The sequence below is a fragment of the Streptomyces aurantiacus genome (assembly GCF_027107535.1).
Taxonomy (GTDB): domain Bacteria; phylum Actinomycetota; class Actinomycetes; order Streptomycetales; family Streptomycetaceae; genus Streptomyces.
In genome coordinates this window covers 3,985,542-4,008,280 of sequence record NZ_CP114283.1, presented here as the reverse complement: position 1 = coordinate 4,008,280, position 22,739 = coordinate 3,985,542, and the positions used below count along the sequence as shown (strand labels likewise).

Genomic DNA, 22,739 nt, shown 5'->3' with positions numbered 1-22,739 from the left:
CCATGGCGGATGGCGCCATGACGGCGACGTTTCTCGCCGTGACGGGCGGAGCGTCGCTCCTCGCCGTGACCGCGCGCCGTCTGCGCCCCACCGACCGGCTGCCGTCCCTGGAGGGCTGGGCGCTGGCCGACCGGAGCCTGGGCCCGGTGTGGACCTGGCTGTTGCTGGGCGGCACGATCTTCACCGCCTACACCTTCACGGCCGTCCCCGGGCTGGCCTATGGGAACGGCGCGCCCGCCTTCTTCGCGGTCCCCTACACGGTGATCGTGTGCCCGCTCGCCTTCGTCCTGCTGGCACGACTGTGGTCGGTGGCCCGCCGGCACGGCTATGTGACCGCGGGCGACTTCGTCCGCGGACGGTACGGTTCGCCGCCGCTCGCCCTGGTCGTCGCGCTCACCGGGATCCTCGCGACGATGCCCTATCTGGCTCTTCAGCTGCTGGGTATCCGCGCGGTGCTCACCGCCGGGGGTGTCTACCCGCGGGGAGCGAGCGGCGACCTGGTCATGGTGGCGCTCTTCGCGGGTCTCGCGGTGGCGACCTACCGGCACGGGCTGCGCGCGCCCACGGTCATCTCCGCGCTCAAGGCGGTGGCCGTCTTCGTCTCGCTCACCGCGGTGTGCTGGCTGGTCCTCGCGCGGCTCGGCGGACCGGGCGCGGTCTTCCGCGGCGCGGCGCACCGGCTCGGCGGGACCTCGGTCGCCGACTCGGCGCTGCTCCTCTCCCCCGAGCAGCAGCCCGCGTACGCCACGCTCGCCCTGGGATCCGCGCTCGCCCTGCTCATGTACCCGCACGTGCTCACCGCCGGTTTCGCCGCCGACGGCCCGCGCACCCTGCGGAAGGTCTCCGTGGCGCTGCCCGCCTGGACGGGCCTGCTCGCCCTGTTCGGGTTCCTCGGTGTCGCGGCCCTCGCCGCGGGGGTGCGGGCCCCGGCCGGGGGCGCCGAGGCGGCCGTGCCGATGCTGGTGGACCGGTTGATGCCGGGACCGCTGGCCGGGCTGGTGTTCGGGGCCATCACGGTCGGGGCGCTGGTTCCGGCCGCCGTCATGTCGATCGCGGCCGCCACCTGCTTCGTACGCAACGTGTACGTCGAGTACGTGCAGCCGACCGCCACGCCCAAGCGGCAGGTGCGCATCGCCAAAGCGGTGTCACTGACCGCGAAGGTGGGGGCCGTCGCGTTCGTGTTCGGGCTGCGTGACCAGGACGCGATCAACCTTCAGCTGCTCGGCGGGGTGTGGATCCTGCAGATCTTTCCCGCCGTCGCCGTGGGGCTGTTCACGAGCCGGCTGCATCCGCGGGCGCTGCTGGCCGGCTGGGCCGTGGGGATGGCGGCCGGCACGTTCCTGGTGGTGCGCGGAGGCTTCTCGTCCATCGTGAACCTGGGTTCGGGCGGCCGGCCTCTGGAGATCTACGCCGGCATCGTCGCCCTGGTGCTCAATCTCGCCGTTGCACTGGTCGCCACCTTGGTCCTGGAGCGGCTCCGCGTGCCGCGCGGGGCCGACGCCACCGGCCTGCCGCCACGCCTGACCGTCAGACGCCGGCCCGAGACGGGAGCTCCCCAGCCGTGAGACGCAGACAGCACACCCGCGCGACGATGGCGCAGGCCGCCTCGCCCGCCGTCCCCGAGGCGCGCGTTCCGCGGCCGGGGACGGTCCGGCCGGCGGTGGCGGACCCCGTCACCCTCGAAGGACAGGCCGGGGCCGGGGCGCCGGAGGGTGCGGCGCTCACCCCTGCGGCCGGTGATCCGGTCGACGCCGAACGGGAGGCCGCCCTGGCCCAGCTCTTCGAGGTGCACTACTCCTCGATGCTGCGGCTGGCCGTGCTGCTCGGCGCGGACGACCCGGAGAACGTGGTCGCCGAGGCGTACTACCAGATCTACCGGAAGTGGCGCCGGCTGCGGGACGCCGGGGCCGCGGAGGCGTACCTGCGCTCCACGGTGTGCAATCTGACCCGGATGCGGATACGTCACCTCCAGGTGGCGCGCAAGCATGTCGAGAAGCCGCCGACCGACGTCGTGGCCTCCGCCGAGAGCACCGCTCTGCTCCATGACGACCAGCGGGTGCTGATCGACGCACTGCAGCAACTGCCCGCACGGCAGCGCGAAGCACTCGTCCTGCGCCACTGGCTCGGTCTGAAGGAGAGCGAGATAGCCGCCGCGATGGGAATCTCCGGCGGATCGGTCAAGACCCACACCGCGCGCGGCATCGCCGCCCTGACCCAGGCCATGGAGGCCCGGCGATGAACGACACCTCCCCGGACCGGACCGGGAACCAGCCCACGGAGGAGGAGCCGTCGCGCCGGCACGCGACGGGCCGGACGCCCGCGGAGACCGAGGCCGAGCAACAGCCGCACGCGGACCGGGACCGGACGGAACAGGAGTTGCGCGCGGCCCTGGAGCTGCTGGCCTGCGGGGTGCGTGCCGCCCCCGACGCCTACCGCACCGCCCGTGGCGACTGGGTGCGCCGTGAGCGTCGCCGCCGGCTCGTGCTCGCGATCCTGATCGCGGTCGTCTTCACCCTCGCCACGCTGATCGGGCTGTGGGTCCTCAACCAGGCCCCCTCCGGTCCCGGGGTGATCTTCTCGGGCACCGGGCATGCGTCCGCTCACGGCCTCCCGGTGGACACCTCGGGGTGACCGCCCGCTCCGGGGCCGGTGAGCGACGGTGTGTGGGCGGTCGCGCAGGACGGCCCTTCATCTGTCGCGGTCGTCCGGGCCGAGGAACTCACCGCCGCCGTAGTTCAGGCTCCGTGCGGTCTTCACCAGGGGTGCCAGCGGGTCCCGGCACGGGAGTCGCGGGCGCCGACGCGTCGCGCGGCGGCAGATGTGGACGAGCAGGGCCCGTGCCGCGACCGCGGCGTTCGCGGCGATGCCTCCTCCCACGCACACGGATCGCACAGCCGTCCCAAGTCCGGGTGTTCTACGGACAAACGCCACGGCGCGCCACCCCTTCCATGGGATAGATATATCTACGAATATGACTCTGGGCATCGCCTCGGGAACTTCGCTCAGGCCCGGGCCGTGCCCGTACAGGGGGGAAGCACTGTCCGCTCGCACCGGACACCGGTCGAAGAGGAGTGACATGAGAAGCGCTTCCCAGCACCAGGCCGTGGAGTGGCTCGCAGCCGCCGCGGTGGACCCCCGGGCCTGCAAGCGCGAGTGGGAGCACGGGCCGAGCGGCGCCGTCCTGCTGCCGGCCGGGCGGTTCTGGGACGTCCTGAGCGTGCCGGAGGAGATCGGCCTTCTCGCCCTCGACGCCCTTCTGCGCCTCCCGCTGCCGATGCCCGGTCCCACACTCGCCGACTTCGGTGCCCACCGCGTGGGCTTCTTCCTTCCCCCGGACCCGGAGAGCTACTGGGTGGGGCAGGACATCCACTACTCGGGGAAGGGGGCCTGGATCGCCGCGCCCTCGCCCCGCCGGACGAGTGGGACCCTGCGCTGGCTGATCCCGCCGGACGGCCACGGCACCCTGCATCTGCCGACGGCCCTCGAAGTGGCGCTCCACCAGGCCGTCGGAATGCTCGCCGACCTGGTGAACGGCGAGCCCGCGCGTTCCGGCGGCCGTGCGACGCGCTCCGGCTCACGCCCCGGACACCTCGGCTGACATCCCGTCACCGGCCGGTCACGATCCCTGGGTTCCACCCGGCCCCGGACCGCCCCTTCGTCGCCTTCCCGGCTGCGCCGGGCGCAGGGCGGAGCGCGCCGGCCACTGCGCCTCGGGCCGCCCGGGGACCATGCGTCCACGCGCGCGCCAGTCGGCGACCAGCGCGGCGTAGATCGGTGGATCCGTCCATGGGGTGCCTGCGAGTTCCACGGACGGCTGAGAGCGGCCCGCGCGACCCAGGAAGGGTCCCGTTGTGGCGAATGTGCTGTCCATGTCCGTGCAACGGGGCTCGTGCGCCGGTGGTACGCCCTCGTCCGCCAGGGCACCGGAAAGAGCGAGCACACGCCCCTCGTTCGGGGCCGTGTGCTCATCGGACGAAACGATGTGTCCCGCCGCCGGAACACGGCGGGACCGCTGCCTCGGGCGCGCCTTCCCCTGGCCGGCTCCCGGTGCGGAGGAGCCGGCCAGGGGGACCGGACACGGGTCAGGAGCTGGGGCACTCCTTCCAGGCCAGATGGTAGATGGTGCTGATGTCACCGTCGGTCGAGTCCATGGTCATGAAGCTGGTGCTGCCGGGAGTCGACGTGCCCGCGTTGACGCGCAGTTCGGTGTTGATGTTGAAGTTCCGCTGGACACCGCAGGGCGCCCAGACCAGTTGGGCCCATTCCGTCGTGTCCGTGGCCTGCCAGTTGTCGTCGTAGGGGCCCCTGAAGGGGTGCGTGATGGAGGCCGTGTTCGACGATCCCTGGAAGTAGTACGAGGCCTTCTCCGTGGCGGTGGCGCCCCCCTGGAGCGAGGCGAAGCCGCGGTAGTCCGCGCGGGCGATGGCGTACGTGAAGCCCCCCGGCACGGCGACGATCAGGTTGAGCTGGCAGTTCTTGCGGAACGCGGTGGGATCCGAGTTGCCTCCGACCTGGGCGAGGTAGTCGCTGTAGGTCACCGTGAAGGCCGTGTTGTCCGGGGACACGGCGACGGCGGCGGTGCCCTGGGGGCAGCCGGAGCCGTTCACCGTGGCGACCTTGATGACGATCTTGTCCGGGGGCGGGTCGACGATCCCGGTCGACGGGTCGTGCGCGGGGAGTGCCGTGGCGAACAGAGCGGCGATCGCGCCACTCAGAAGCAGCCCACCAGCCATGGGTGTTCCAATCCGTTGCGTCGGTGTTCCGGCGGCGGGGACGTGACCCGCCGTGAAGAGGGGGGTGCGGCTCTTCGCGTACACGAAGGGCCGTCGCGGACCAGGTGCGTTGGATCAGACAGCGAACGAAAAGTCATGCACATGTCAACTACATGCGCACAGCGACCCGGCCCTGTGAAGGAGCTGTGAAGGCCGGGAGCGATCGCATCGTACGTAGCCTGAACCGGACCGGCCAGATAGAACTCCGGCCATTCCGTCGGCCACTTCCGGCCCCGCCCCCGGCGCCCCTCGCCACACCGCCTGCGCCTCGGCCTGTCGGCCCAGCTCAACGCACGTGTCGACCTGGGCCCGGCTTTCCGGGCGCCTCTCCGGCAGGGGTTCCACTCGCCCGCCTCCGCGCGGCCGCCGTTGCGGGGGTCAGCCCTGGAACTCCGTCAGGTCGATGGCGTACAGCCTCAGGTCGTGCCCGTGAACCGGGTCCTGCACGGTGCTCTCCGCCTGCATGCCGAGCTTGTCCAGCACGTTGGCGGAGGCGCTGTCGCCCGGCCTGGACGCGGCGACGACCCGGTCGATACCCCGGTCCTGGACAGCGAATTCGAGCGCGGCGTGAGCGGCCTCCGACGCGTACCCCTGCCCCCACAGGACCCGCGCGAGCCGCCAGCTGATCGCGATCCGGTCCGCGATCTCGGCGGGAGAGTCCGCGACGTACAGACCGACCGCTCCGGCCAGCTCTCCGGAACCCAGGAGTTCGACGGCGAAGAGCCCGAAGCCCTCCTCGTCCCACTCCTCCTCCCACTCCTCGATGTCCTGCGCGGTCTCGTCCAGGGAACGCGGGCGGCCGTCGCCGATCCACTGCATCACCACCGGGTCGGACTGGATCTCGGAGAGGGGAAGGAGGTCGTCGTCGTGCCAGCGACGCAGCAGCAGGCGGGGGGTACGGATGTCGGTCATGACCCCATCCTGTCGATACGCGGGCGTGAGTGCGAAATCGACGGAGCCGGGGCGCGCGTCCGTCGTCCGCGGTCCCGCCCCGCCCGGCGCGTGGCCGCCTAGCACCGCGCGGCCCGACACTGGTTTCACGGGGTCACGGCCGCCGCCCGTTCACGGTTTGCGCGCGACACCGCACAGGGCGATCACTTCGCCGGCGGCACCGGCGGTCGCGGGGTCGGGCCGCCAGTCGGTGAGGGGGACGACACCCGGATCCAGCAGCTCCAGACCGTCGAAGAAGCCGGCCAGTTGCTGGGGGCTCCGCAGGTGGTACGGGGCCGCGCCGCTCTCGTTGTAGAGACGGGTCGCCTCGACGTTGGCCTTGTTGGTGTCCACGCTGTCGTTGAACGCCAGGTAGCTGCCGGAGGGAAGCGCCGCCATCAGCGCGTCCACGATGCGTCGCGCTTCGTCGTAGTCGGCTATGTGTCCGCTGACCTGCATCAGGGTGAGCGCGACCGGCCGCGTGAGGTCCAGCGTCCGCGACGCCTCGCGCAGCACGGTGCCGGGATCGTGCAGATCCGCGTCGACGTAGGCCGTCGCCCCCTCGGGGGTGCTGGTCAGCAGCACCCGGGCATGGGCCAGCACCAGGGGGTCGTTGTCCACGTAGACGATGCGCGCCTCGGGTGCCACCCCCTGGGCGATCTCATGCGTGTTGTCGACGGTCGGCAGACCGGTGCCGATGTCGAGGAACTGACGGATCCCGGCCTCGCCGGCCAGGTGGCGTACGGCGCGCCCGAGGAAGGCCCGCGAGTCACGGGCGAGATCGGTGATGCCGGAGAAGACCTCGCGGAACGCGTCACCCGCCTCGTGGTCGACGGGGTAGTTGTCCTTGCCGCCGAGCCAGTAGTTCCAGATCCGGGCCGAGTGCGGCACCGTCGAGTCGATCTTCGCGAACGCCGCCTTGCTGGGGGCGGACGAGTCCTGCGTCACCGGCAACCTCCTTGAGGGGAACCGTCGTTGGCCGTGGCACACAACCTAGTGCCGCGAGGGGCAACGACCGTCGCGACAGCGGCGAGATCCGGGCACGGCGCGAACGGTTCCCGTCGCTCAGTGCACCGGCTCCATGACGCTTCCGTCCTCCATGCGCAGGCTCCCGGGGCTGCCCCCCGCGCCCGACGCGGCCGGGTCGTGCAGCTCCGCAGGGGACGGCAGGTCTTCGGTCGTCTGGTGTCCCTCCAGCAGCGCCCGGCCGAGCGGAGTCAGCGTGTGCCGCACGGTGTTGGCGACGCGGTGCGTGTCTATCAGGCCGGTGGTCCGCAGAACGGTCGCGTGCTCGCTCGCCGAAGCCGCCGACATGCCCAGGCGTCGCGCGATGCCTCCCCCTGTCGTGCCCCCGGTCAGGGCGATCTCCTCCAGGACGGCGGCACGGGTGCGCCCCAGCAGCCGGGCCATCGCCGACCGCCCCGGCCGTGCGGGCCGGGTGAGCAGGTGCAGGCCACGGTTGGCCGGATACACGAGGACCGGCGTCAACTCGTCGTCGAGCAACGTGATCGGCCGACGCCAGCAGAAGTACGAGGGGATCAACAGCAGTCCCCTGCCCCTGAGGTGGAGCTCCTGGTGAATCGGATAGTCCACCTCCAGCACCGGAGGCTCCCAGCGCACCAACGGGTGGAGGCTGCCGAGCAACCGCTCGACGCCGCCGTGCAGGAAGTCGCGTACCCGCAGGGTGCGTTCGGCCTCGGTGATCGCGCGGATGCGATCCCACCGACGGGCGAGCACGCGCGCGTGGTAGCGGTTCAGCGCGACGCCGAGCCGCCGCATCGTCTCGAGGTCGCCCTCCGCCATCAGACGCGTCCAGGAAGGTGTCCGGCGCCGGGCGGCGAGCTGCGCGAGGTCGGCGCGCAGTCGCCCACGGCCCGTGCTCAGCACGGCGTCGACGATGGAGTCCACGCCGGTGACACCGGCCGGAGTGAGGAAGTCGGGCGAATACCCGCGCGGTGGCGCCAGTTCGAGCAGCATGCGTGTCGAGGCGTCGAGGCCGGTCAGTGCCTCGGACCTCCACGGGCCGAAGACCACGTGATCCGCCGAGCCCCCGAGTGCATGCAGGCTCAAAAGGATTTCCCACGCCGGATCCGGCTCCGTGGCAATGCGAACACGGCTCAGATCCGCCGCAGAGAAATGAATGTAGAGCACAGACAAGCCCCCCGAGTCATATGGCCCTTCCCACAGGATCGCACGATCGCGCCATGAACCCGAGACCTCGACGGCACCCCCGCCCTCGCAGCTCGGCGTTTCGGTTCAGGCCGAAAGACGGTGCGGGAACAGACATGGTTCCTTCGGCACACCGGAATTCATATACCGGAGCGAAAGCAGTGAAATGCCTGCCGCGTTCGGTTAACGCCTCACCTGAGCGAAATGCCCGGCAGGGAAGGAACAGCGCGACGGCCGCCGCGTATCCGCTTCGGATCCGGCCCTTTCCGTTCGTCCCGGACTCCCGCCGACCCGCCGAACCGGGGGATACTGGACCCATGCGGTTGCGGAGCACGGCCTGTGCCGCCGCCGGACTGGTGCTGGTGGCCGCGATCGGCTGCACCGGGGGCGGTGACGCCGAGCGCGCGGATTCGCCCTCCCCGGCCCGCAGTGCGAGCGGAACACCCAGCAGCCCTCCGCCTCCCACCTCTGCGCCGGCGCCGGCGAACCCGGTGTCGATCCCGGGCCTCATCGAGCGCGACCATCGCGGCTCGGACCTCAGACTCGGCGACGTACTCGCCCGCACGAACGCCTACACCCGGTACGCCGTGACGTACGAGGCCAACGGGCTCACCATCTCGGGGATCATGAACGTTCCCGAGGGCAAGGGCCCTTTCCCCGCCCTGGTGCTGGCACACGGCTACATCGACCCGGCCGTCTACACCACGGGCCGCGGGCTGGCACGCGAACAGGATCTGCTGGCCCGCGACGGCTACGTGGTCCTGCACACCGACTACCGCAACCACGCGGGCTCCGACAAGGATCCCGACAACGACGTGAACCTTCGCCTCGGCTACACCGAGGACACCATCGGTGCCGTCCTCGCGCTGCGCGGGTCGGGGCGCCCTGAGATCGACGGTGACCGGATCGGCCTGCTCGGGCGGTCGATGGGCGGCAGCGTCGTGTACAACACCCTGGTCGTGGCACCCGGCCTGGTCGACGCCGCGGTGGTCTTCGCTCCGGTGAGCTCGCGGCCGGACGAGAACATCGACCACTTCCAGCGCGGTGAGGGCGACCCGATCGCCTCGAGGATCGACGCCACGCACGGCTCCCCCGAAAAGAACCCGAAGTTCTGGCGGGAAGCCGCCGCCGTCACCTACGTGGACCGGGCGAGCGAGCCGCTGCTGATCCACCACGGCACCGCCGACGAGACCTGCCCCCTGGCCTGGTCGGAGCAGACCGCGGCCGCGTTCGAGGCGGCGGGCAAGGACGTCGAGCTGGTGAAGTGGAGCGGCGAGGGGCACACGTTCGGCCCGCGGTGGCCGGCCTCGATGGACAGGACGACGGCCTTCTTCGAGAAGCATCTGCGCTGAACCCTGCACCGATCCACCCGGGCCCGGCCGGTGCCTCCTCGGGGGCATCCCGGCCCGCCTTCGCCCACACGAACACAATGAACGCAAATGATCAAGCCGTGGGAATCCGTCCCGGCCCTCCCTAGCATCGGGCCCGCCGCGCAACGGAGCGCCGACGAGGACAGGGAGACACCCATGGACTGGACGAGGCCGAGCACAACGGGCATCCGCGAAGGAACCCGTGCCCTGCGGTCACTCGGGCGCCGCCGCGCGGCAGTGGCCGCGGGCATCGCGGCAGTCCTGGCCGGCACGCTCGCCGGACCTGTGTCCGCCTCCCCGGCCGCTGGTGAACCGACAACCGCCGAGTGCCCAACCAACCTGACGGGCAAGGCCACTTGCTACACCGGACAGGATTCCCACGGCGCCCACTACGCGATCGCCGTGCCGAAGGACTGGAACAGATCACTCGTGGTGCACGCGCACGGAGGCCCCGACCTCGGCGCGGAGTCCGACCCGGACCGCAGTACCGGTGACCTGGAGCGCTGGGCGGTGATGGTGGACGAGGGCTACGCGTGGGCCGGCTCGTCGTACCGGCGCGGCGGGTACGGGACGCGGATGGCCGCGGCCGACACGGAGAACCTGCGCCGTCTGTTCGTCGAGGAGTTCGGAACGCCGAAGCGCACGTACGTGCACGGCCAGTCCTGGGGCGGCAACGTCGCGGCGAAGGTCGTGGAGACGTACGGCGCCCACAAGCACGGTCCGTACGACGGAGCCCTGCTCACCAACGGTGTCCTCGGGGGTGGTTCGCGCGGATACGACTACCGCGTGGACCTGCGCGTGGTGTACCAGTACTACTGCGGCAACCACCCACGCCCCACCGAGCCCCGGTACCCGCTGTGGGAGGGACTGCGAGCGGGGTCGACCATGACGTCCGCCGGACTGCGCGCCCGCCTGCGGGAGTGCACGGGCTTCGAGTCTCCGGCGCTGGAGCGGACAGCCGTGCAGCAGCGGAATCTGGACGACATCCTGGCCGTCACGGGCCTGCCCGAGCGCGCCCTGGAATCGCACCTGCGGTTCGCGACGTTCACCTTCCGCGACATCGTGCACAACCGGCTCGGCGGGCGCAATCCGTTCAGCAACGAGGGTGTGCGGTACTCCGGATCCCACGACGACGAGGCGCTCAACGCGGGCGTGGAGCGGTTCGCCGCCGACGCCACCGCCGTACGCGACCTCTCCTACGACAGTGACATCACCGGCCGGGTCGCGATTCCCGTGCTCACGCTCCACGCCATCGACGACCCCACGGCGTTCGTCGAGCACGAGGAGGCCTATCGGGACAGCCTCCGGGGCGCCCACCGGGAGAGGAACCTCGTGCAGACCTTCACCCGGGAGAGCGAACACAGCGGGCTGAGCACCGCCGAGTACGCCAACTCGCTTGCCACGCTGGACACTTGGGTGCGCACCGGCAGGAAGCCGACGCCGGAGTCGACCGCGGCCTCCTGCGCCGCCTTCGACGCCGAGTACGGCACCGGCTGCTTCTACGCCCCGGCGTTCCGTCCCGGTTCGTACGCGTCCCGGGTCAACGCCCGCCCTGGCGGGCTGCGTTGGCCGGCCATGACCGCGTCCCAGGAGCGGTCCTGGAGCCGCATCGACGGTGTGGGCATCGCTCCCTGAGCGCCGCCGCCCCGCCCGGGCAGAGCCGTCTCGCCTGCAATGCGGCGTCCTCTCCCCGCCGTTCTCCGGTGACAGCTCCGCCTCCCGGTGGCGTGGATCGTGCCACCGGGAGGCGGAGTCGCGGGTGCGGGCCTACAGCACGGGGGTGATGCCCCGCAGGTCCGTCACGGGTGTCACGTGCGACGCGAGCGGTTCGCCGCGTACACGGCCCCGGCGCCGAGGGCGACCACCAGGGCTGCCCCGCCGGCGATCAGGCCGACCGGCGCGCTGGAACCCGTCTCCGCCAGCGGCGGCGTGCTGTCACTGGGCGACGGCTCGGGCGTGGTGGGCGGCTTCGACGACAGCGGCGGCACGTCCGGTGTCGTGGGAGGCGTCGTGGACGGCTTGGGTGTGGTGGGCGTGGCGGGCGGAGTCGTCTCCTCGGCGGGCGGCGTGCTGCCCGCGGGACCGGTCGGGGTCGGCTCCGACGGGGTGGGCGTCGGGGTGGACGGCTCCGACGGGCCGGGGGTGCACGACTTCTCGCCTCCGTTCCACGCGGCTATGAGGTGGTAGGGCGTGACGACGCCGCCCGGCTGGTAGGGAGCGGGCCCGTGGCCCTCACCCGTCTTGCCGTCATAGGCGATGTCGTCGCCGTACAGGTCGATCTGGCCGTAGCAGTCGGGGGACTTCACGGCCAGCTTCTGCCAGGTCTGCTTCGCGTCGTCGCCGGCCACGTCCGCGGCGGTGAGGTAGACGGTGGCCTTGTCCACCATGACCTGGCGACCGGAAGTGGCCCAGTTCGGGCCCTCGGTGGTGTACTCGGCAAGGGAGACGGGGTACTTGCAGCTGTCCCCGACCTTCTGGCCGGGAGCCAGCCGGACCTGGACGGTGCCGGGGACGGTGTCCCAGGCACGGAATCCGCCCTGCGAGGTCCAGTCCGCGCCCACGACACCTCCGTCGGCGCCGACGATGCGGTACTGGACCGTGGCGGACTGGCACGCCCCGCCGGGCGTGGCGCTCGCGACACCGGCTCCCCACACGGGTACGGCGGCGACGGCGAGGAATGCGGTGGCGGCGAGGGCAGCCGGAGTTCTGGATTGTTGCGAACGCGACAAAGTGAGCCTCTGCGGGATCGAAAGGTGTGGGAGGTGGCTGAGCACGGGTGACCGACGCGGGCGGACGCAACGAAGGCGTGCGCGACCGAGTCACTCGCGTCACTTCGTTCGCTTCAGACGCAGCGGAGCGAAGTGATCCGCATTCTTGTCGCCTTTCACAACTCCCGTCAATCCTTCACGAGTTCCCCACGTCAAGAGTTGAGTGAAGTCGTGGTGTTCCACACCATTCGGCCGAAAGGCACGGCGAGTTCGTCCGCGGCGGCGACGACAACGGTCTGCCGTGGCGGTTCAGCCGCGGTCCCCTTCCGGATCCAGGTGCGGCATGATCCGGTCGAGCCGGCGCGGGGTCCACCAGGCGCGTCGGCCGAGCAGCGTCATGACCGCAGGAACGAGCAGCAGGCGCACCACCGTGGCGTCGATCAGCACGCTCACCGCCAGCCCGAGGCCGAGCATCTTGACGACGATGTTGTCGCTGACGACGAACGCGGCGAAGACACTCACCATGATCAGGGCGGCGCAGGTGATGACGCGGGCGGTGATCTCCAGGGCGTGGGCGACGCTCGCCCTCGCGTCGCCGGTGTGCAGCCAGGCCTCGTGCACCCTCGACAGCAGGAAGATCTCGTAGTCCATGCTGAGGCCGAAGATGATGGCGAACATCATCATCGGCACGTAGCTCTCGATGGGAACCTTCCCCTCCACGCCCAGCGCGGGGCCGCCCCAGCCCCACTGGAAGACGGCGACGACCACGCCGTACGAGGCGGCGATCGACAGGACGTTGAGGACCGCCGCCTTGAGGGCGACCAGCAGTCCGCGGAAGACCATCAGGATGATGAGAAAGGCCAGGGCGACGACCACCGCGATGATCAGGGGGAGGCGTTCCGCGACGATGTCACGGAAGTCGACCTGGGCGGCCGTGGTCCCCGTGACGTACCCCTTGGCGTCGGTGCCGGAGACGGCCTGGGGCAGGATCCGGTCGACGAGGCGGTTCGTGAGGTCGGTGGTGTCCGCGCTCTGCGGGGCCTGCTCGGAGTAGACCGTGGCGACCAGCACGTCTCCGTCCTGGGTGGTCGAGAGCGGTGTGGTCGTGGCGGCGCCCGGCACGTCGGTGAGGGACTTCTGCACCTGCGACTGGAGCGATGAACGCTGGTCGGACGGCACGTTCGTCTGGTCCACTACGACGGTCAACGGGCCGTTGGAGCCGGGGCCGAAGGCGTCCGCCATGATGTCGTAGGCCCGCCGGTCCGTGAACGACTTCGGATCCGCACCGTCGCCGATGTGGCCCAGCTGGATCGAGAGCAGCGGAATCGCCAGGACGAGGACGGTGACGGTGCCGCCGGCCAGGAACCACCAGGGCCGCCGCTGCACCCGCTGGGCGTAGCGGTGCCAGGTGCCGTGGGCGGGGGCGCCCGGAGCCGCGTCCGTCTCCGCGACGGGGCGGCGTACCCGGTAGCGGTCGATGCGGTGACCGATGAGCCCCAGGAGGGCCGGGACGAGCGTCAGTGCGCCGATGACGGCGGAGACGACCGTGACGGCCGCCGCGACGCCGAGTTTCGCGATGAAGCCCACCCCGGAGACCGACAGTCCGGCCAGGGCGATGATGACCGTGCAGCCGGAGACGAGTACGGCCCGGCCGCTGGTGGCTGTGGCCCGCCCCGCCGCCGTGACCGGATCGGCGCCGTCCATGAGGTTCTGCCGGTGGCGGGTGATGAGGAAGAGCGCGTAGTCGATGCCCACGCCGAGCCCGATCATGGTGGCCAGCGTCGGCGACACCGTGGCGAAGGTGAAGGCCGCGGCCAGCAGCCCCAGACAGGCGAGCCCTCCCACCGCGCCGATCAGGGCGGTCAGCAGGGGGATGCCCGCCCCGAGGACGCTGCCGAAGCCGACGAGGAGGACGACGATCGCCACGCCGAACCCGATCAGCTCGCTGACGCGGTCGTCGGGGGCGGGCCTGGCGAGTTCGCCGAGCGGTCCGCCGTACTCGACCTCGACGCCCGCCCCTCTCAGGGGCTTGACGGAGTCGTCCACCCCGTCGAGGTACGAGTCGCCCAGCGTGGACGGCTGCACGTCGAAGCGGACGGTGATGTAGCCGGTCTTGCCGTCACCGGAGAGGGGGCCCACGTTCTGCTGCTGGGACTGGCCCGAGGACTGCTGCGAGTTCTGTGCCGTCAACGGGTTCTGCACCGCGAGCACGTGGGGCAGCTTCTGCAGATCGGTGACCGTCTGGCTCATCTGCGAACTCACGGAGCTCAGCGACTGCTTGTCGTCGCGCAGCACGATCTGGCTGCTGTACCCGCCCGCTGTCGGGTCGTGCCGCTTCAGGACCTCCTGCCCCTGCTGCGACTGGACGCCGGAGAGCGAGAAGTCGTCCGAGTACTCCCCGCCGAACGAGCGGTTCAGGACCTGCAGAGCCGCGAGTACGACGAGCCAGCCCACGATGACGATCACGAAGTGCCGGGCACACCACTCCCCCAGCCTGCGCAGTTTCCCGGCTGCGCCCGGTCCGCCTGCCGGACTGGGCCCTGTCGGCGACATAGGCACTCCTGTGGGGGGGATTTGCCGGACTTGTTCATTAAACGACGCCCTGATCACGTCGTCCTGCGGAAGTCCCGCCCACCGCGTCACCCGGAGCCCTCACCGGCGGTCCCCGCCCGGCCCACTTCAGCTGCTCCGCCCTCGTACGAATCAATACCGCTATTCGCACTGTTTCCTTTTCATCGCGCTCATCGCGAAGATAGAGTCACTCCCATGCCCCACAATGAATCCACACCTCGCGTGGCCCTCAAGAAAATAACCCCCGACGTGTCCGGAGCAATGGGCGCGCTGCACGGCGCCGCCGTTTCCGCGGCGCAGGACGCCAAGCTCGAACCGGAACTGCTGGAACTGGTGCGGATTCGCGCCTCGCAGATCAACGGCTGCGCGTTCTGCATCGACATGCACACGAAGGACGCCCGCGCGCAGGGCGAGAGCGAGCAGCGCGTGTACGCGTTGAACGCCTGGCGGGAGATGCCGTTCTTCAACCAACGGGAGCGTGCCGCGCTGGCGTTGACCGAGGCGGTGACGCTGGTGCACGACGGGCACGTCTCGGACGCGGTCTACGCGCAGGCCGCGGAGGTCTTCGACGAAGCCCAGATCGCGGCGCTGATCTGGGCGGCCACGGTCATCAACGCGTACAACCGCATCGCGATAGCCACCCGTATGGTCCCGGGCGGCTATCAGGCCGCCCAGAAAAAGGCCTGAGCAACCTCGGGGAATTACTGATCCGGATATGGCTTTACGCGCCGGGCCGAATTCAATTCGGTCCGGCGCGTGCCTTTTCGGTGCGCTCTCGGTTCAGTCGGCGGGCAGGGCCTCCATGAGGCCGTCCAGCCATTCCCGCCATTCCTTGGCGCGCGGGGCCGCACCCACGTCCATCTGCCTCCCCTCCCAGCCCGCCACCGGACGGATCCCGTGCAGGGCGTTCAGCAGCCACACCTCGCGGCCGGCCAGCTGCGCCAGGGTCCGTTCACGGTGGGCCAGGCGGATCCCGCCGCGCAGAGCCTGCTCCTGGACAAGCCCCGAGGTGACGCCGGCCAGGATGGGCAGCTGCTGCGGAGGCAGACACAGGGTGTCGTCCTCCCACCACAGCACGCTGGAGGTCGCCGCCTCCAGTACGAAGCCGGACGGGGCGATCAGCACCGCCTCCTCCGCGCCCTGCCCGGCCGCCCGCTGACGGACCCGGGCCAGGACGTCCAGGTCCGGTCCCTTGCGGCGCGGCACGGTGCGTGGATCGAGCTGGCCCGCGGCCCACACCCGTACCTCCGGGGCGAGCGGCGGGGCGTACCGCAGGAGCAGCCGCAGCTGGAGGGAGCCGGCCACCAGCTCGACGCGCGGGAACCAGGTCCCCGTACGGGGCAGCGCGGCCGTCATGTCCCGCCAGAACTCGGTGAGCTGGTCCAGGGAGGGCCCTCCGCAGTCGCCACAGGCCCGCAGGAACCGCTCCCGGTGCCGGTCCAGGCCGCGCACCCGCCCGTCCCGGAGCAGCCAGGAGTCCGCAGCCAGCAGCTGGGTGTCGGCCGCCAGGCCCGCGATCAGTCCGCGGCCGGGTATCCACGCCAACAGGCCCTCTGCGGTTGCCGGTTGTGTCATCAAAGAAATCTCTCTCCTCTCAGTACATCCCTCAGTACGTCCACCCGGGCGTCCGGATTCATCCACCGGACCCTCTGGTGACGTGCCGCGGTCAGTACTTCCGGCCGGCACTCGCCGGTGAGCCGTGTCTGGGGCCGTAGGGAGCGTGCTCCAGCCAGGCCCCGCACCACGGCAGTACGGGCGCGAGGGCCGCGGCCGCTCGCTGTTTGGCTCGTACGATCCGCCGCGGCCGCAGATGGTCCAGGGCCGCGCCGGCCGCCTCGCTGTTGAACAGGGCCGCCGTGCGCCGGTCCGTCGCGAACCGTGCGACCGCCTCCGGCGTGCCGGCGGCCACGGCTTCGGCTGCCGCCGCCGCGTCCGCGATGCCGCTGTTCATCCCGCGGGCGCCGAACGGAGGGAACAGGTGGGCGGCTTCGCCGACGAGCAGCACCCGGCGCCCGGGGTCGGTGAAGTCCGCCGCCACCTTGCGCAGGAACCGGTACGTCGACACCCACAGGATGCGCTCGGCGTACCCCTGCCCCACGACCCGGGGCAGCCACTCCCGTACCGCGTTCTCGGTCCCGTAGGACTCCAGCGGGTCGTCGTCCCGGCACTGCAGGTCGACCTGGAACCCCCCGGTGAACGGCACCCGCATGACGCTTCGGCCGCCGGCCCCGGGGTGTTCGTAGTGGAAGACCCGCTCCAGCGGGAGCTCGGCCCCGGGGATGTCGGCCACGTCCACGACGACGTGGAAGCCCGCCGCGCTGGTGCCCTCCATGGGGATGTCCAGCTCCCGTCGGACGGCCGAGCGCGCTCCGTCCGCGGCGACGACGTGGCTGCCCGTCCAGCCGCGCCCGTCGTCCGCGCTCACCATGACCTCGGCGTCCGTGACCTTGACGGCCGCCACCCGGGCGTCCCAGACGAACTCCACCCCCGCGCTCTCACAGGCGTCGAGCAGCAGCCGCTCGGTGTCCACCTGGCGCAGGCTGGTGAAGGGCGGCGGGAACGAGGGGGGCGGAAACGTGCGGGCGTACACCTCACGGCCCCGGTACAGGGTGCGTCTGGTGTGCCAGGTCCTTCCGAACTCCGCGATGCGGGCGGCCAGCCCCGGGCGCATCTCGTCGAGCAGCCGCAGTGTCTCCTTGTGCACGAACAGAGCGCGGCTGCCGGGCCGTTGGCGCCCCTGCGGATCGGCTTCGAGGACGGTGACCGGCAGTCCGCGGGCGCGCAGGCCGAGGGCCGCCGACATGCCCACGGGGCCTGCGCCCACCACGATGACAGGAGTCATGTCAGGCGCCGCCGGCGGAGTCGGCGGTCACCGTGGTGCTCCCGGTGAGCATGCGGGTGATCTCCACCCGCTTGACCTTCCAGGTGGAGGTCATCGGCAGGTCCTCGAAGCGCCACTGGAGAGGGTCGGCCATCGCGGGCAGGTCCGCGGTGGCCTCCCGCCAGCGCCGCAGGTCGAGCGGCTCTTCGCGCCGCAGGCACACCACCGGCACGGGCTCACGGTCGGCGCCGGGCACGATGACGACCTCGCGCAGTTCACCGAGGCGGGACATCAGCATGTCCTCGATCTCCAGGTTGCTGTGCACGGCGTCGATCTGGTCGATCTCACGGTCGATCAGATACAGCGCGCCCCACCGGTTCCGGTAGCCCATGTCGCCCATCTGCCACCAGCCGCCGTCCAGTTGACGGTCGTACTGCTTCTGGGCGCCGAGGTAGGTGAGAATCCGGCCCCTGGTCCGCGCCTCGATGCGGCCGGCGGTGCCGGGCCTGGCCCGTCGTCCCCCGCTGTCGGCGATCCGGACGCCGGTGAAGCCGGGAATGCCGATACCGACCCGGCGGCCGTCGGCGCGGGCCGCACTGCGCCGCGTGTACCACTGGAAGGCGACCGGACCCGTCTCGCTCTGCCCGTACAGCTGCATCAGCCACGGCGAGCGCCGGTTCGACGCGCCGAGCAGCCTTTGCACGGTGCGCGGGTGGATGGCGTCGAAGGTGCTGCTGAACGAGCGCACGCGGGCCAGCGGAGCGCCGGGCGCGTCGGCCAGCTCCTCCCACAGCACGAAGGTGTTGGGGTGGGTCTCGACGATGCCGGGACGGTGCCGGGCCAGCAGCGGACCCGCGGCGGCGGGCTCGGGGTCGGTGATGAACAGCAGCGGGCTGCCGAAGTGCAGCAGCACACCGAGCAGATGGTAGAAGCGCGAGTGCACGAACGACAGGTGCAGGGCCGCGGTCTCGCCCCGGGTGGGCCAGCCCATGGCCTTCTGCGGGACGAGCCGGTTCCACATGGTGTTCGCGCAGTGCACGGCGAGCTTGGGGTCGCCCGTCGTGCCCGAACTGTGGGTGATGAGCGCGGGTTCGCGGGGATGCAGCCGGACGGGAGCGTGGAGCGGGGCGCCCGCGTACTTGTCCAGCGCAACGGCAGCGGGCGCGTCGTCCACGCTGAGCGTCTGCCGCACGAGCGCGGCGACCTCGATGTCCTTGAGCGGGCCGGTGAGCTTCGCCCGGTCGGTGATGAGCCACGGCTCGTTCAGCCGCTGCAGCATCCGCCCGACGACGGGGCCCTGAAGACCCGGCGAGAGCAGGACGGGCACGGCGCCGATGTGGGAGACGGCACAGGCCAGCAGGACGATGTCGAGGTTGTCCGACTTGTGGACGACGACGTGTTCGGAGGGCCGGACTCCGGCCTCCCACAACCGCCCCGCCAGGTCGTCGACCAGAGCCGCCAGGAGCGGATAGGTGAGGTCGAGTCCGAGGCCGGGATGGACGTCCAGCGGGCGGTCCAGGGTGACCGGGACGGCTCCGTGCCGGTCGGCGGCCTGCCGGAACAGCGGGCCGAGGTAGAACCCACGATCGAAGAGCAGGGGCTGCGATGGTGGCATGGGCCCTTTCCTTTCTGCGGTGTGCGCGTTCACGGCCACGGTCACCACGCCCCTCGGCGTACGAGGTGACGGCGGAGCTTGCCGGTCGGGGTGCGGGGCAGTGACGGCACGACGTGGATGGTCCTGGGCACCTTGAACGCGGCCAGGTGTTCGCGGGCGAGGGCGAGGAGCGCGGCCTGCAGGTCGGACTTGGTGGCCGCGAAGGTCGGGGCGGCCGTGGCCGCCACGCCGATGACGACGTAGGCCCGCAGGGCGGTCGCGCCGCGTTCGTCGGCGACCGACGCGACGGCGACCTCCCGTACCGCGGGGTGCCTGCGCAGGACGGCCTCCACCTCCAGTGGGGAGACGGTGATGCCGCCGACCAGCTCCATGTCGTCGGCCCTGCCGAGGATGCGGTACGTGCCGTCCGCCTCGCACCGCGCGCGGTCCCGGGTGGCCAGCCATCCGTCGGCCAGGGCGCGCTCCGTCTCCTCGGGCAGGTTCAGGTATCCGGGGGTCAACGTCGGCCCCCGTACCCAGAGTTCGCCCTCCGTGCCGTCCGGCACCGGGTGCCCCGTACGGTCGCGGAGCTCCAGGTCGAAGCCGGGCACCGGCCGGCCCACGGTGCCCGGGGTGTTGGCGTCGAGGCTGTTGGCGCAGAAGGCGTGTCCGGCCTCGGTGGAGCCGATCTGTTCCAGTACGGGCGCGCCGAGCAGCTCGGTGACGCGTTCGCCGAGTCCGGCGGGCATGCCTTCGCCGGCCGACACCGCGGCGCGTACGGAGGCGAAGCAGGCGGCGTGTTCGTCGGCGCGGTCGGCCACCAGCGCCGCGTACGCCGAGGGGACGGAGTAGAGCAGGGTCACCCGGTGGCGGGCGACGAGTTCGTCGACCGCCGCGGGCGAGGGGCGCCGGTCGACCAGTACGGCCGAGGACCCCGAGAAGAGCGGAAAGACGAAGGCGTTGCCGAAGCCGTAGGCGAAGAACAGTTTGGACACCGACAGGGTCACGTCGTCCGGGGTGATCCGCAGCAGGCGGTCGCCGATGAGGTCGTGGTATTTGCCGGGGTCGCCGTGGCAGTGCACGACGCCCTTGGGGGTGCCGGTCGTGCCGGAGGTGTACTGGATGTAGAGCGGGGTGCGCGGGCCGGCCGGATGGGCCCCGGTGGTCGGCGGGGCACCGCGGGTGAGCGCGACGAGCTGGTCGGCGCCCAGTCGTGTCCGTCCGGCGAACCGCTCCTCCAGGCCCGGTCCGGTCACGCACAGCTCGGCCTCGGCGTCGGCGGCCATGAACTCGTGGTTGGCCGGGGTCAGTTCGGGGTTGACGAGGACCGCGACCGCGCCGAGCCGGGCGGTGGCGAGGAAGGCCGTCACCCAGGCGAGGGAGTCGGGCAGCGCGAGCAGCACCCGGTCGCCGGGGCGGACGCCGTGGTCGGCCAGCACCCCGGCGGCCCGGGACGCGAGGTCGTGCACCTCACCGTGGGTCCAGGCCCGGTGCCCCTGATGGAAGGCGGGCCGGTCCGTCCAGCCCTTCCGCTCGGCCAGCGCGGCGAGCGCGACCGCCAGGTTGCCGCCCTCGGTGTCCTCGGCGGTCTCCGCGGTTGCGGGACGGGCCGTGTCGGTGGGGCTCGGGGCGGAGGCGGGGGGCGTCATCGGACCTGCTCCGGCAGCGAGCGGGGCGCGGTGGCGGTGGCCTCGCGGTGGGCCCGTAGCTGAGCGGCTGTCTTGAGCAGCATCTCGTCGTACTCCGCCTCGGAGTCGGAGCCGAGGACGATGGCGCCGCCCGCGCCCAGACGCATCCGGCCGTCGGTGAGGACGGCGGTGCGGATGACGATGTTGAGGTCGGCTCCGCCGCTGCAGCCGAGGTAGCCGACGGCGCCGGAGTAGACGCCGCGGGCCTCGGTCTCCAGCGTGTCGATGATCTCCATGGTGCGCAGTTTCGGTGCTCCGGTCATCGAGCCGCCGGGGAAGCAGGCGCGGACGCAGTCCACCGCGTCGACGCCCTCCCGGAGCCGGCCCTCGACGGTGGAGACGAGCTGGTGCACGGTCGCGTACGTCTCGGTGGCCATCAGACGGGGGACGCGGACCGTCGCGGTCTCGCAGACGCGGCCCAGGTCGTTGCGGAGCAGGTCGACGATCATCAGGTTCTCGGCGCGGGTCTTGGGGTCGGCGGCGAGCGAGTCCCTGAGCCGGGCGTCCTCCTCCGGGCGGCCGTCGCGGGGGGCGGTGCCCTTGATGGGCTTGGCCTCGGCGACACCGTCCCGGGTGATCCGCAGGAACCGCTCGGGGGACGCGCCCGCCACGGCCAGGTCCCCGAACTTCAGGTACGCGGCGTACGGGGCGGGGTTGATGCGCCGGAGCACCCGGTAGTAGGCCAGCGGGTCGGGCGGGGCGGGTAACTCGGCGGCGTTGGTCAGGCAGATCTCGTAGCTGGTGCCGGCTTCGAGTTCACGACGGCAGGCCTCGATGTCGGCGAGGTAGGTCGCCCGGTCGCGGATCAGCCACGGTTCGGCGGCACGGAGGTCGGGCTCGGCGGCGGACGGCGGCGTCGGGGCGGGTTCCGGCGACGACACGAAGCTCAGCTGTGCCACGGCGCCGTCGAGCCAGTCGGTGGCCTCGCGCGTGCCCTTCGGGGTGTTCTCGGCCAGGCAGACGGCGTAGGTGAATCCGTCCCGGTGGTCGACGGCGACGAGCCGGTCGGCGAAGAGCCAGCAGGCGTCCGGGGTGTCGGCCCGGTGGCGGTTCGAGGCACCGCAGTCGGCCTTCAGCTCGTAACCGAAGTAGCCGACGTAGCCGCCGGTGAAGTCGAAAGGCAGCTCTCCGGCGTCCACCCGACGGGTCGCCAACTGCCGCTTCAGGTAGTCGAAGACGCTGGCCCGGACCTTCCGTACGGGCCTGCCCGCCCGCTCGATCTCGCAGACGCCGCTGTCGACGTCGTAGCGTACGAACTCGGCCAGCGGGCCGGCGCCGTCGCCGAAGAACGAGAAGCGCGACTGCCCCTCCTCGACCCGTGCGCTGTCCAGCCAGAACGCTCTCGGTGCGTTTGCGCACATCCGGGTGAAGGCCGTCTCGGCATCCACGGCGGCCGCGATCCGGCGGGTGTGCAGCCGGTAGCCGGCCGGCGCGGGCCGCCGGGGCCGGGGCACGAAGACCGTGTTGGCGGTGTTCTCGGGACGCGGCCTCGGCACCCGGGACTTCGCCAGCCGGACCGGGCGGGGCCGGGCCGCCGTGAGACTGCGGAAGTTGAGGAACAGCCGGTGGCCGAACTCGGTGAGGACGGACTCCGGGTGGAACTGCACGCCCCACAGCGGCCGGCTGCGGTGCCGCAGTCCCATGAGTACGCCGTCCTCGGCCCAGGCGGTGCCCTTGAGGCTCGCGGGCAGGGGTTCGCGCACGGACAGCGAGTGGTAGCGGACCGCGGTGAAGTCCTGCGGCAGTCCGCGGAACAGGTCCTCGCCGTCGTGCCGGATGCGTGAGAGATGCCCGTGCCGTGGTTGCGGTGCGGCCGCCACCCGGCCGTGCTCGGCCGCCGCGATGCCCTGGTGCCCCAGACAGACGCCCAGGACGGGGACGGTGGACTCCGCGAGCACGGTGGCGCTGATCCCGAAGTCACGGGGCCGGCCGGGGTGTCCGGGCCCCGGGGACACCACCACGTTGTCGAACTCCCGGAGGTCCGGGCGAGTGCCGGCCGGGGCGTCGTTGAGGACCACCGTCGGCTCTTCGCCGTTGACCTCGGCCATCAGCTGGAACAGGTTGTACGTATACGAGTCGTAATTGTCGATGAGCAAGGTCTTCAACCTGCCCACCC

At 71.5% G+C, this 22,739-nt stretch carries 19 protein-coding genes; 7 read left to right on the top strand and 12 right to left on the bottom strand.

The features are described from left to right. Nucleotides 1–2 precede the first annotated feature (2 nt). Genes O1Q96_RS19555 through O1Q96_RS44480 form a run of 3 tightly spaced genes read left to right on the top strand, consistent with a single transcriptional unit; the run spans nucleotide 3 to nucleotide 2,631 of the window. Complete coding sequence (locus O1Q96_RS19555) at nucleotides 3–1,565, top strand: sodium:solute symporter family protein (protein ID WP_269249424.1); 1,563 nt, start codon at nucleotides 3–5, stop codon at nucleotides 1,563–1,565. After that, entirely contained in the window at nucleotides 1,562–2,239 is a 678-nt protein-coding gene (locus tag O1Q96_RS19550) for a sigma-70 family RNA polymerase sigma factor (protein ID WP_269249423.1), read from the top strand. The genes O1Q96_RS19555 and O1Q96_RS19550 overlap by 4 nt, the downstream gene beginning before the upstream one ends. Then, complete coding sequence (locus O1Q96_RS44480) at nucleotides 2,236–2,631, top strand: hypothetical protein (RefSeq protein ID WP_419586919.1); 396 nt, start codon at nucleotides 2,236–2,238, stop codon at nucleotides 2,629–2,631. The genes O1Q96_RS19550 and O1Q96_RS44480 overlap by 4 nt, the downstream gene beginning before the upstream one ends. 57 nt (nucleotides 2,632–2,688) lie before the next feature. Here the strand turns inward: O1Q96_RS44480 and O1Q96_RS19540 are convergent, their stop codons facing one another. After that, nucleotides 2,689–2,877, bottom strand: coding sequence for a hypothetical protein (locus tag O1Q96_RS19540; protein WP_269249422.1), 189 nt, complete (start codon nucleotides 2,875–2,877; stop codon nucleotides 2,689–2,691). 199 nt (nucleotides 2,878–3,076) lie between these two features. On the opposite strand from O1Q96_RS19540, the gene O1Q96_RS19535 reads away from it, so the two are divergent. Continuing rightward, a complete protein-coding gene (locus O1Q96_RS19535) occupies nucleotides 3,077–3,598 on the top strand; it encodes a bifunctional DNA primase/polymerase (protein WP_269249421.1) in 522 nt (173 codons plus the stop codon). Between the two features lie 484 nt (nucleotides 3,599–4,082). Here the strand turns inward: O1Q96_RS19535 and O1Q96_RS19530 are convergent, their stop codons facing one another. The 4 genes from O1Q96_RS19530 to O1Q96_RS19515 form a co-directional block, all read right to left on the bottom strand. Next, nucleotides 4,083–4,733, bottom strand: coding sequence for a DUF4360 domain-containing protein (locus tag O1Q96_RS19530; RefSeq protein ID WP_269249420.1), 651 nt, complete (start codon nucleotides 4,731–4,733; stop codon nucleotides 4,083–4,085). 417 nt (nucleotides 4,734–5,150) lie between these two features. Then, on the bottom strand, nucleotides 5,151–5,684 hold the full coding sequence (locus O1Q96_RS19525; protein ID WP_269249419.1) for a GNAT family N-acetyltransferase: 534 nt from the start codon (nucleotides 5,682–5,684) through the stop codon (nucleotides 5,151–5,153). 150 nt (nucleotides 5,685–5,834) lie between these two features. Continuing rightward, nucleotides 5,835–6,650: an SAM-dependent methyltransferase gene (locus O1Q96_RS19520; RefSeq protein WP_269249418.1), complete on the bottom strand. Its 816-nt coding sequence runs from the start codon at nucleotides 6,648–6,650 to the stop codon at nucleotides 5,835–5,837. Between the two features lie 117 nt (nucleotides 6,651–6,767). Further along, nucleotides 6,768–7,772, bottom strand: coding sequence for a winged helix-turn-helix domain-containing protein (locus O1Q96_RS19515; protein WP_269249417.1), 1,005 nt, complete (start codon nucleotides 7,770–7,772; stop codon nucleotides 6,768–6,770). Nucleotides 7,773–8,188: 416 nt separating this feature from the next. On the opposite strand from O1Q96_RS19515, the gene O1Q96_RS19510 reads away from it, so the two are divergent. Next, nucleotides 8,189–9,223, top strand: a complete 1,035-nt coding sequence (locus O1Q96_RS19510) for an alpha/beta hydrolase family protein (RefSeq protein WP_269249416.1) — start codon at nucleotides 8,189–8,191, stop codon at nucleotides 9,221–9,223. 174 nt (nucleotides 9,224–9,397) lie between these two features. Next, nucleotides 9,398–10,876, top strand: coding sequence for an alpha/beta hydrolase (locus O1Q96_RS19505; protein WP_269249415.1), 1,479 nt, complete (start codon nucleotides 9,398–9,400; stop codon nucleotides 10,874–10,876). A 173-nt stretch (nucleotides 10,877–11,049) separates the two neighbouring features. Here the strand turns inward: O1Q96_RS19505 and O1Q96_RS19500 are convergent, their stop codons facing one another. After that, on the bottom strand, nucleotides 11,050–11,970 hold the full coding sequence (locus tag O1Q96_RS19500; RefSeq protein WP_269249414.1) for a hypothetical protein: 921 nt from the start codon (nucleotides 11,968–11,970) through the stop codon (nucleotides 11,050–11,052). A 288-nt stretch (nucleotides 11,971–12,258) separates the two neighbouring features. Then, nucleotides 12,259–14,502, bottom strand: a complete 2,244-nt coding sequence (locus tag O1Q96_RS19495; protein ID WP_269249413.1) for an MMPL family transporter — start codon at nucleotides 14,500–14,502, stop codon at nucleotides 12,259–12,261. Between the two features lie 213 nt (nucleotides 14,503–14,715). Here O1Q96_RS19495 and O1Q96_RS19490 point away from each other — a divergent pair, with 213 nt between their 5' ends. Beyond that, nucleotides 14,716–15,207, top strand: coding sequence for a carboxymuconolactone decarboxylase family protein (locus O1Q96_RS19490; RefSeq protein ID WP_269249412.1), 492 nt, complete (start codon nucleotides 14,716–14,718; stop codon nucleotides 15,205–15,207). Between the two features lie 93 nt (nucleotides 15,208–15,300). Here the strand turns inward: O1Q96_RS19490 and O1Q96_RS19485 are convergent, their stop codons facing one another. From O1Q96_RS19485 to pabB, 5 genes are all read right to left on the bottom strand, one after another. Beyond that, on the bottom strand, nucleotides 15,301–16,095 hold the full coding sequence (locus O1Q96_RS19485) for an aminotransferase class IV (protein ID WP_269249411.1): 795 nt from the start codon (nucleotides 16,093–16,095) through the stop codon (nucleotides 15,301–15,303). A 91-nt stretch (nucleotides 16,096–16,186) separates the two neighbouring features. Next, a complete protein-coding gene (locus tag O1Q96_RS19480) occupies nucleotides 16,187–17,362 on the bottom strand; it encodes an FAD-dependent monooxygenase (protein WP_269249410.1) in 1,176 nt (391 codons plus the stop codon). A gap of 1 nt (nucleotide 17,363) precedes the next feature. Beyond that, a complete protein-coding gene (locus O1Q96_RS19475) occupies nucleotides 17,364–18,956 on the bottom strand; it encodes a class I adenylate-forming enzyme family protein (protein WP_269249409.1) in 1,593 nt (530 codons plus the stop codon). A 41-nt stretch (nucleotides 18,957–18,997) separates the two neighbouring features. Continuing rightward, entirely contained in the window at nucleotides 18,998–20,584 is a 1,587-nt protein-coding gene (locus tag O1Q96_RS19470; RefSeq protein WP_269249408.1) for an AMP-binding protein, read from the bottom strand. After that, on the bottom strand, nucleotides 20,581–22,728 hold the full coding sequence (gene pabB / locus O1Q96_RS19465) for an aminodeoxychorismate synthase component I (protein WP_269249407.1): 2,148 nt from the start codon (nucleotides 22,726–22,728) through the stop codon (nucleotides 20,581–20,583). Before pabB ends, O1Q96_RS19470 begins: the two co-directional genes overlap by 4 nt. Nucleotides 22,729–22,739 lie beyond the last annotated feature (11 nt).

What these genes read in the sequence shown, in the direction of transcription:
- O1Q96_RS19555 (WP_269249424.1), top strand. Translation starts at nt 3, where the DNA reads ATGGCGGATGGCGCCATGACGGCGACGTTTCTCGCCGTGACGGGCGGA.
- O1Q96_RS44480 (WP_419586919.1), top strand. Translation starts at nt 2,236, where the DNA reads ATGAACGACACCTCCCCGGACCGGACCGGGAACCAGCCCACGGAGGAG.
- O1Q96_RS19535 (WP_269249421.1), top strand. Translation starts at nt 3,077, where the DNA reads ATGAGAAGCGCTTCCCAGCACCAGGCCGTGGAGTGGCTCGCAGCCGCC.
- O1Q96_RS19530 (WP_269249420.1), bottom strand. Translation starts at nt 4,733, where the DNA reads ATGGCTGGTGGGCTGCTTCTGAGTGGCGCGATCGCCGCTCTGTTCGCC.
- O1Q96_RS19525 (WP_269249419.1), bottom strand. Translation starts at nt 5,684, where the DNA reads ATGACCGACATCCGTACCCCCCGCCTGCTGCTGCGTCGCTGGCACGAC.
- O1Q96_RS19510 (WP_269249416.1), top strand. Translation starts at nt 8,189, where the DNA reads ATGCGGTTGCGGAGCACGGCCTGTGCCGCCGCCGGACTGGTGCTGGTG.
- O1Q96_RS19505 (WP_269249415.1), top strand. Translation starts at nt 9,398, where the DNA reads ATGGACTGGACGAGGCCGAGCACAACGGGCATCCGCGAAGGAACCCGT.
- O1Q96_RS19495 (WP_269249413.1), bottom strand. Translation starts at nt 14,502, where the DNA reads ATGTCGCCGACAGGGCCCAGTCCGGCAGGCGGACCGGGCGCAGCCGGG.
- O1Q96_RS19490 (WP_269249412.1), top strand. Translation starts at nt 14,716, where the DNA reads ATGCCCCACAATGAATCCACACCTCGCGTGGCCCTCAAGAAAATAACC.
- O1Q96_RS19485 (WP_269249411.1), bottom strand. Translation starts at nt 16,095, where the DNA reads ATGACACAACCGGCAACCGCAGAGGGCCTGTTGGCGTGGATACCCGGC.
- O1Q96_RS19480 (WP_269249410.1), bottom strand. Translation starts at nt 17,362, where the DNA reads ATGACTCCTGTCATCGTGGTGGGCGCAGGCCCCGTGGGCATGTCGGCG.
- O1Q96_RS19475 (WP_269249409.1), bottom strand. Translation starts at nt 18,956, where the DNA reads ATGCCACCATCGCAGCCCCTGCTCTTCGATCGTGGGTTCTACCTCGGC.
- O1Q96_RS19470 (WP_269249408.1), bottom strand. Translation starts at nt 20,584, where the DNA reads ATGACGCCCCCCGCCTCCGCCCCGAGCCCCACCGACACGGCCCGTCCC.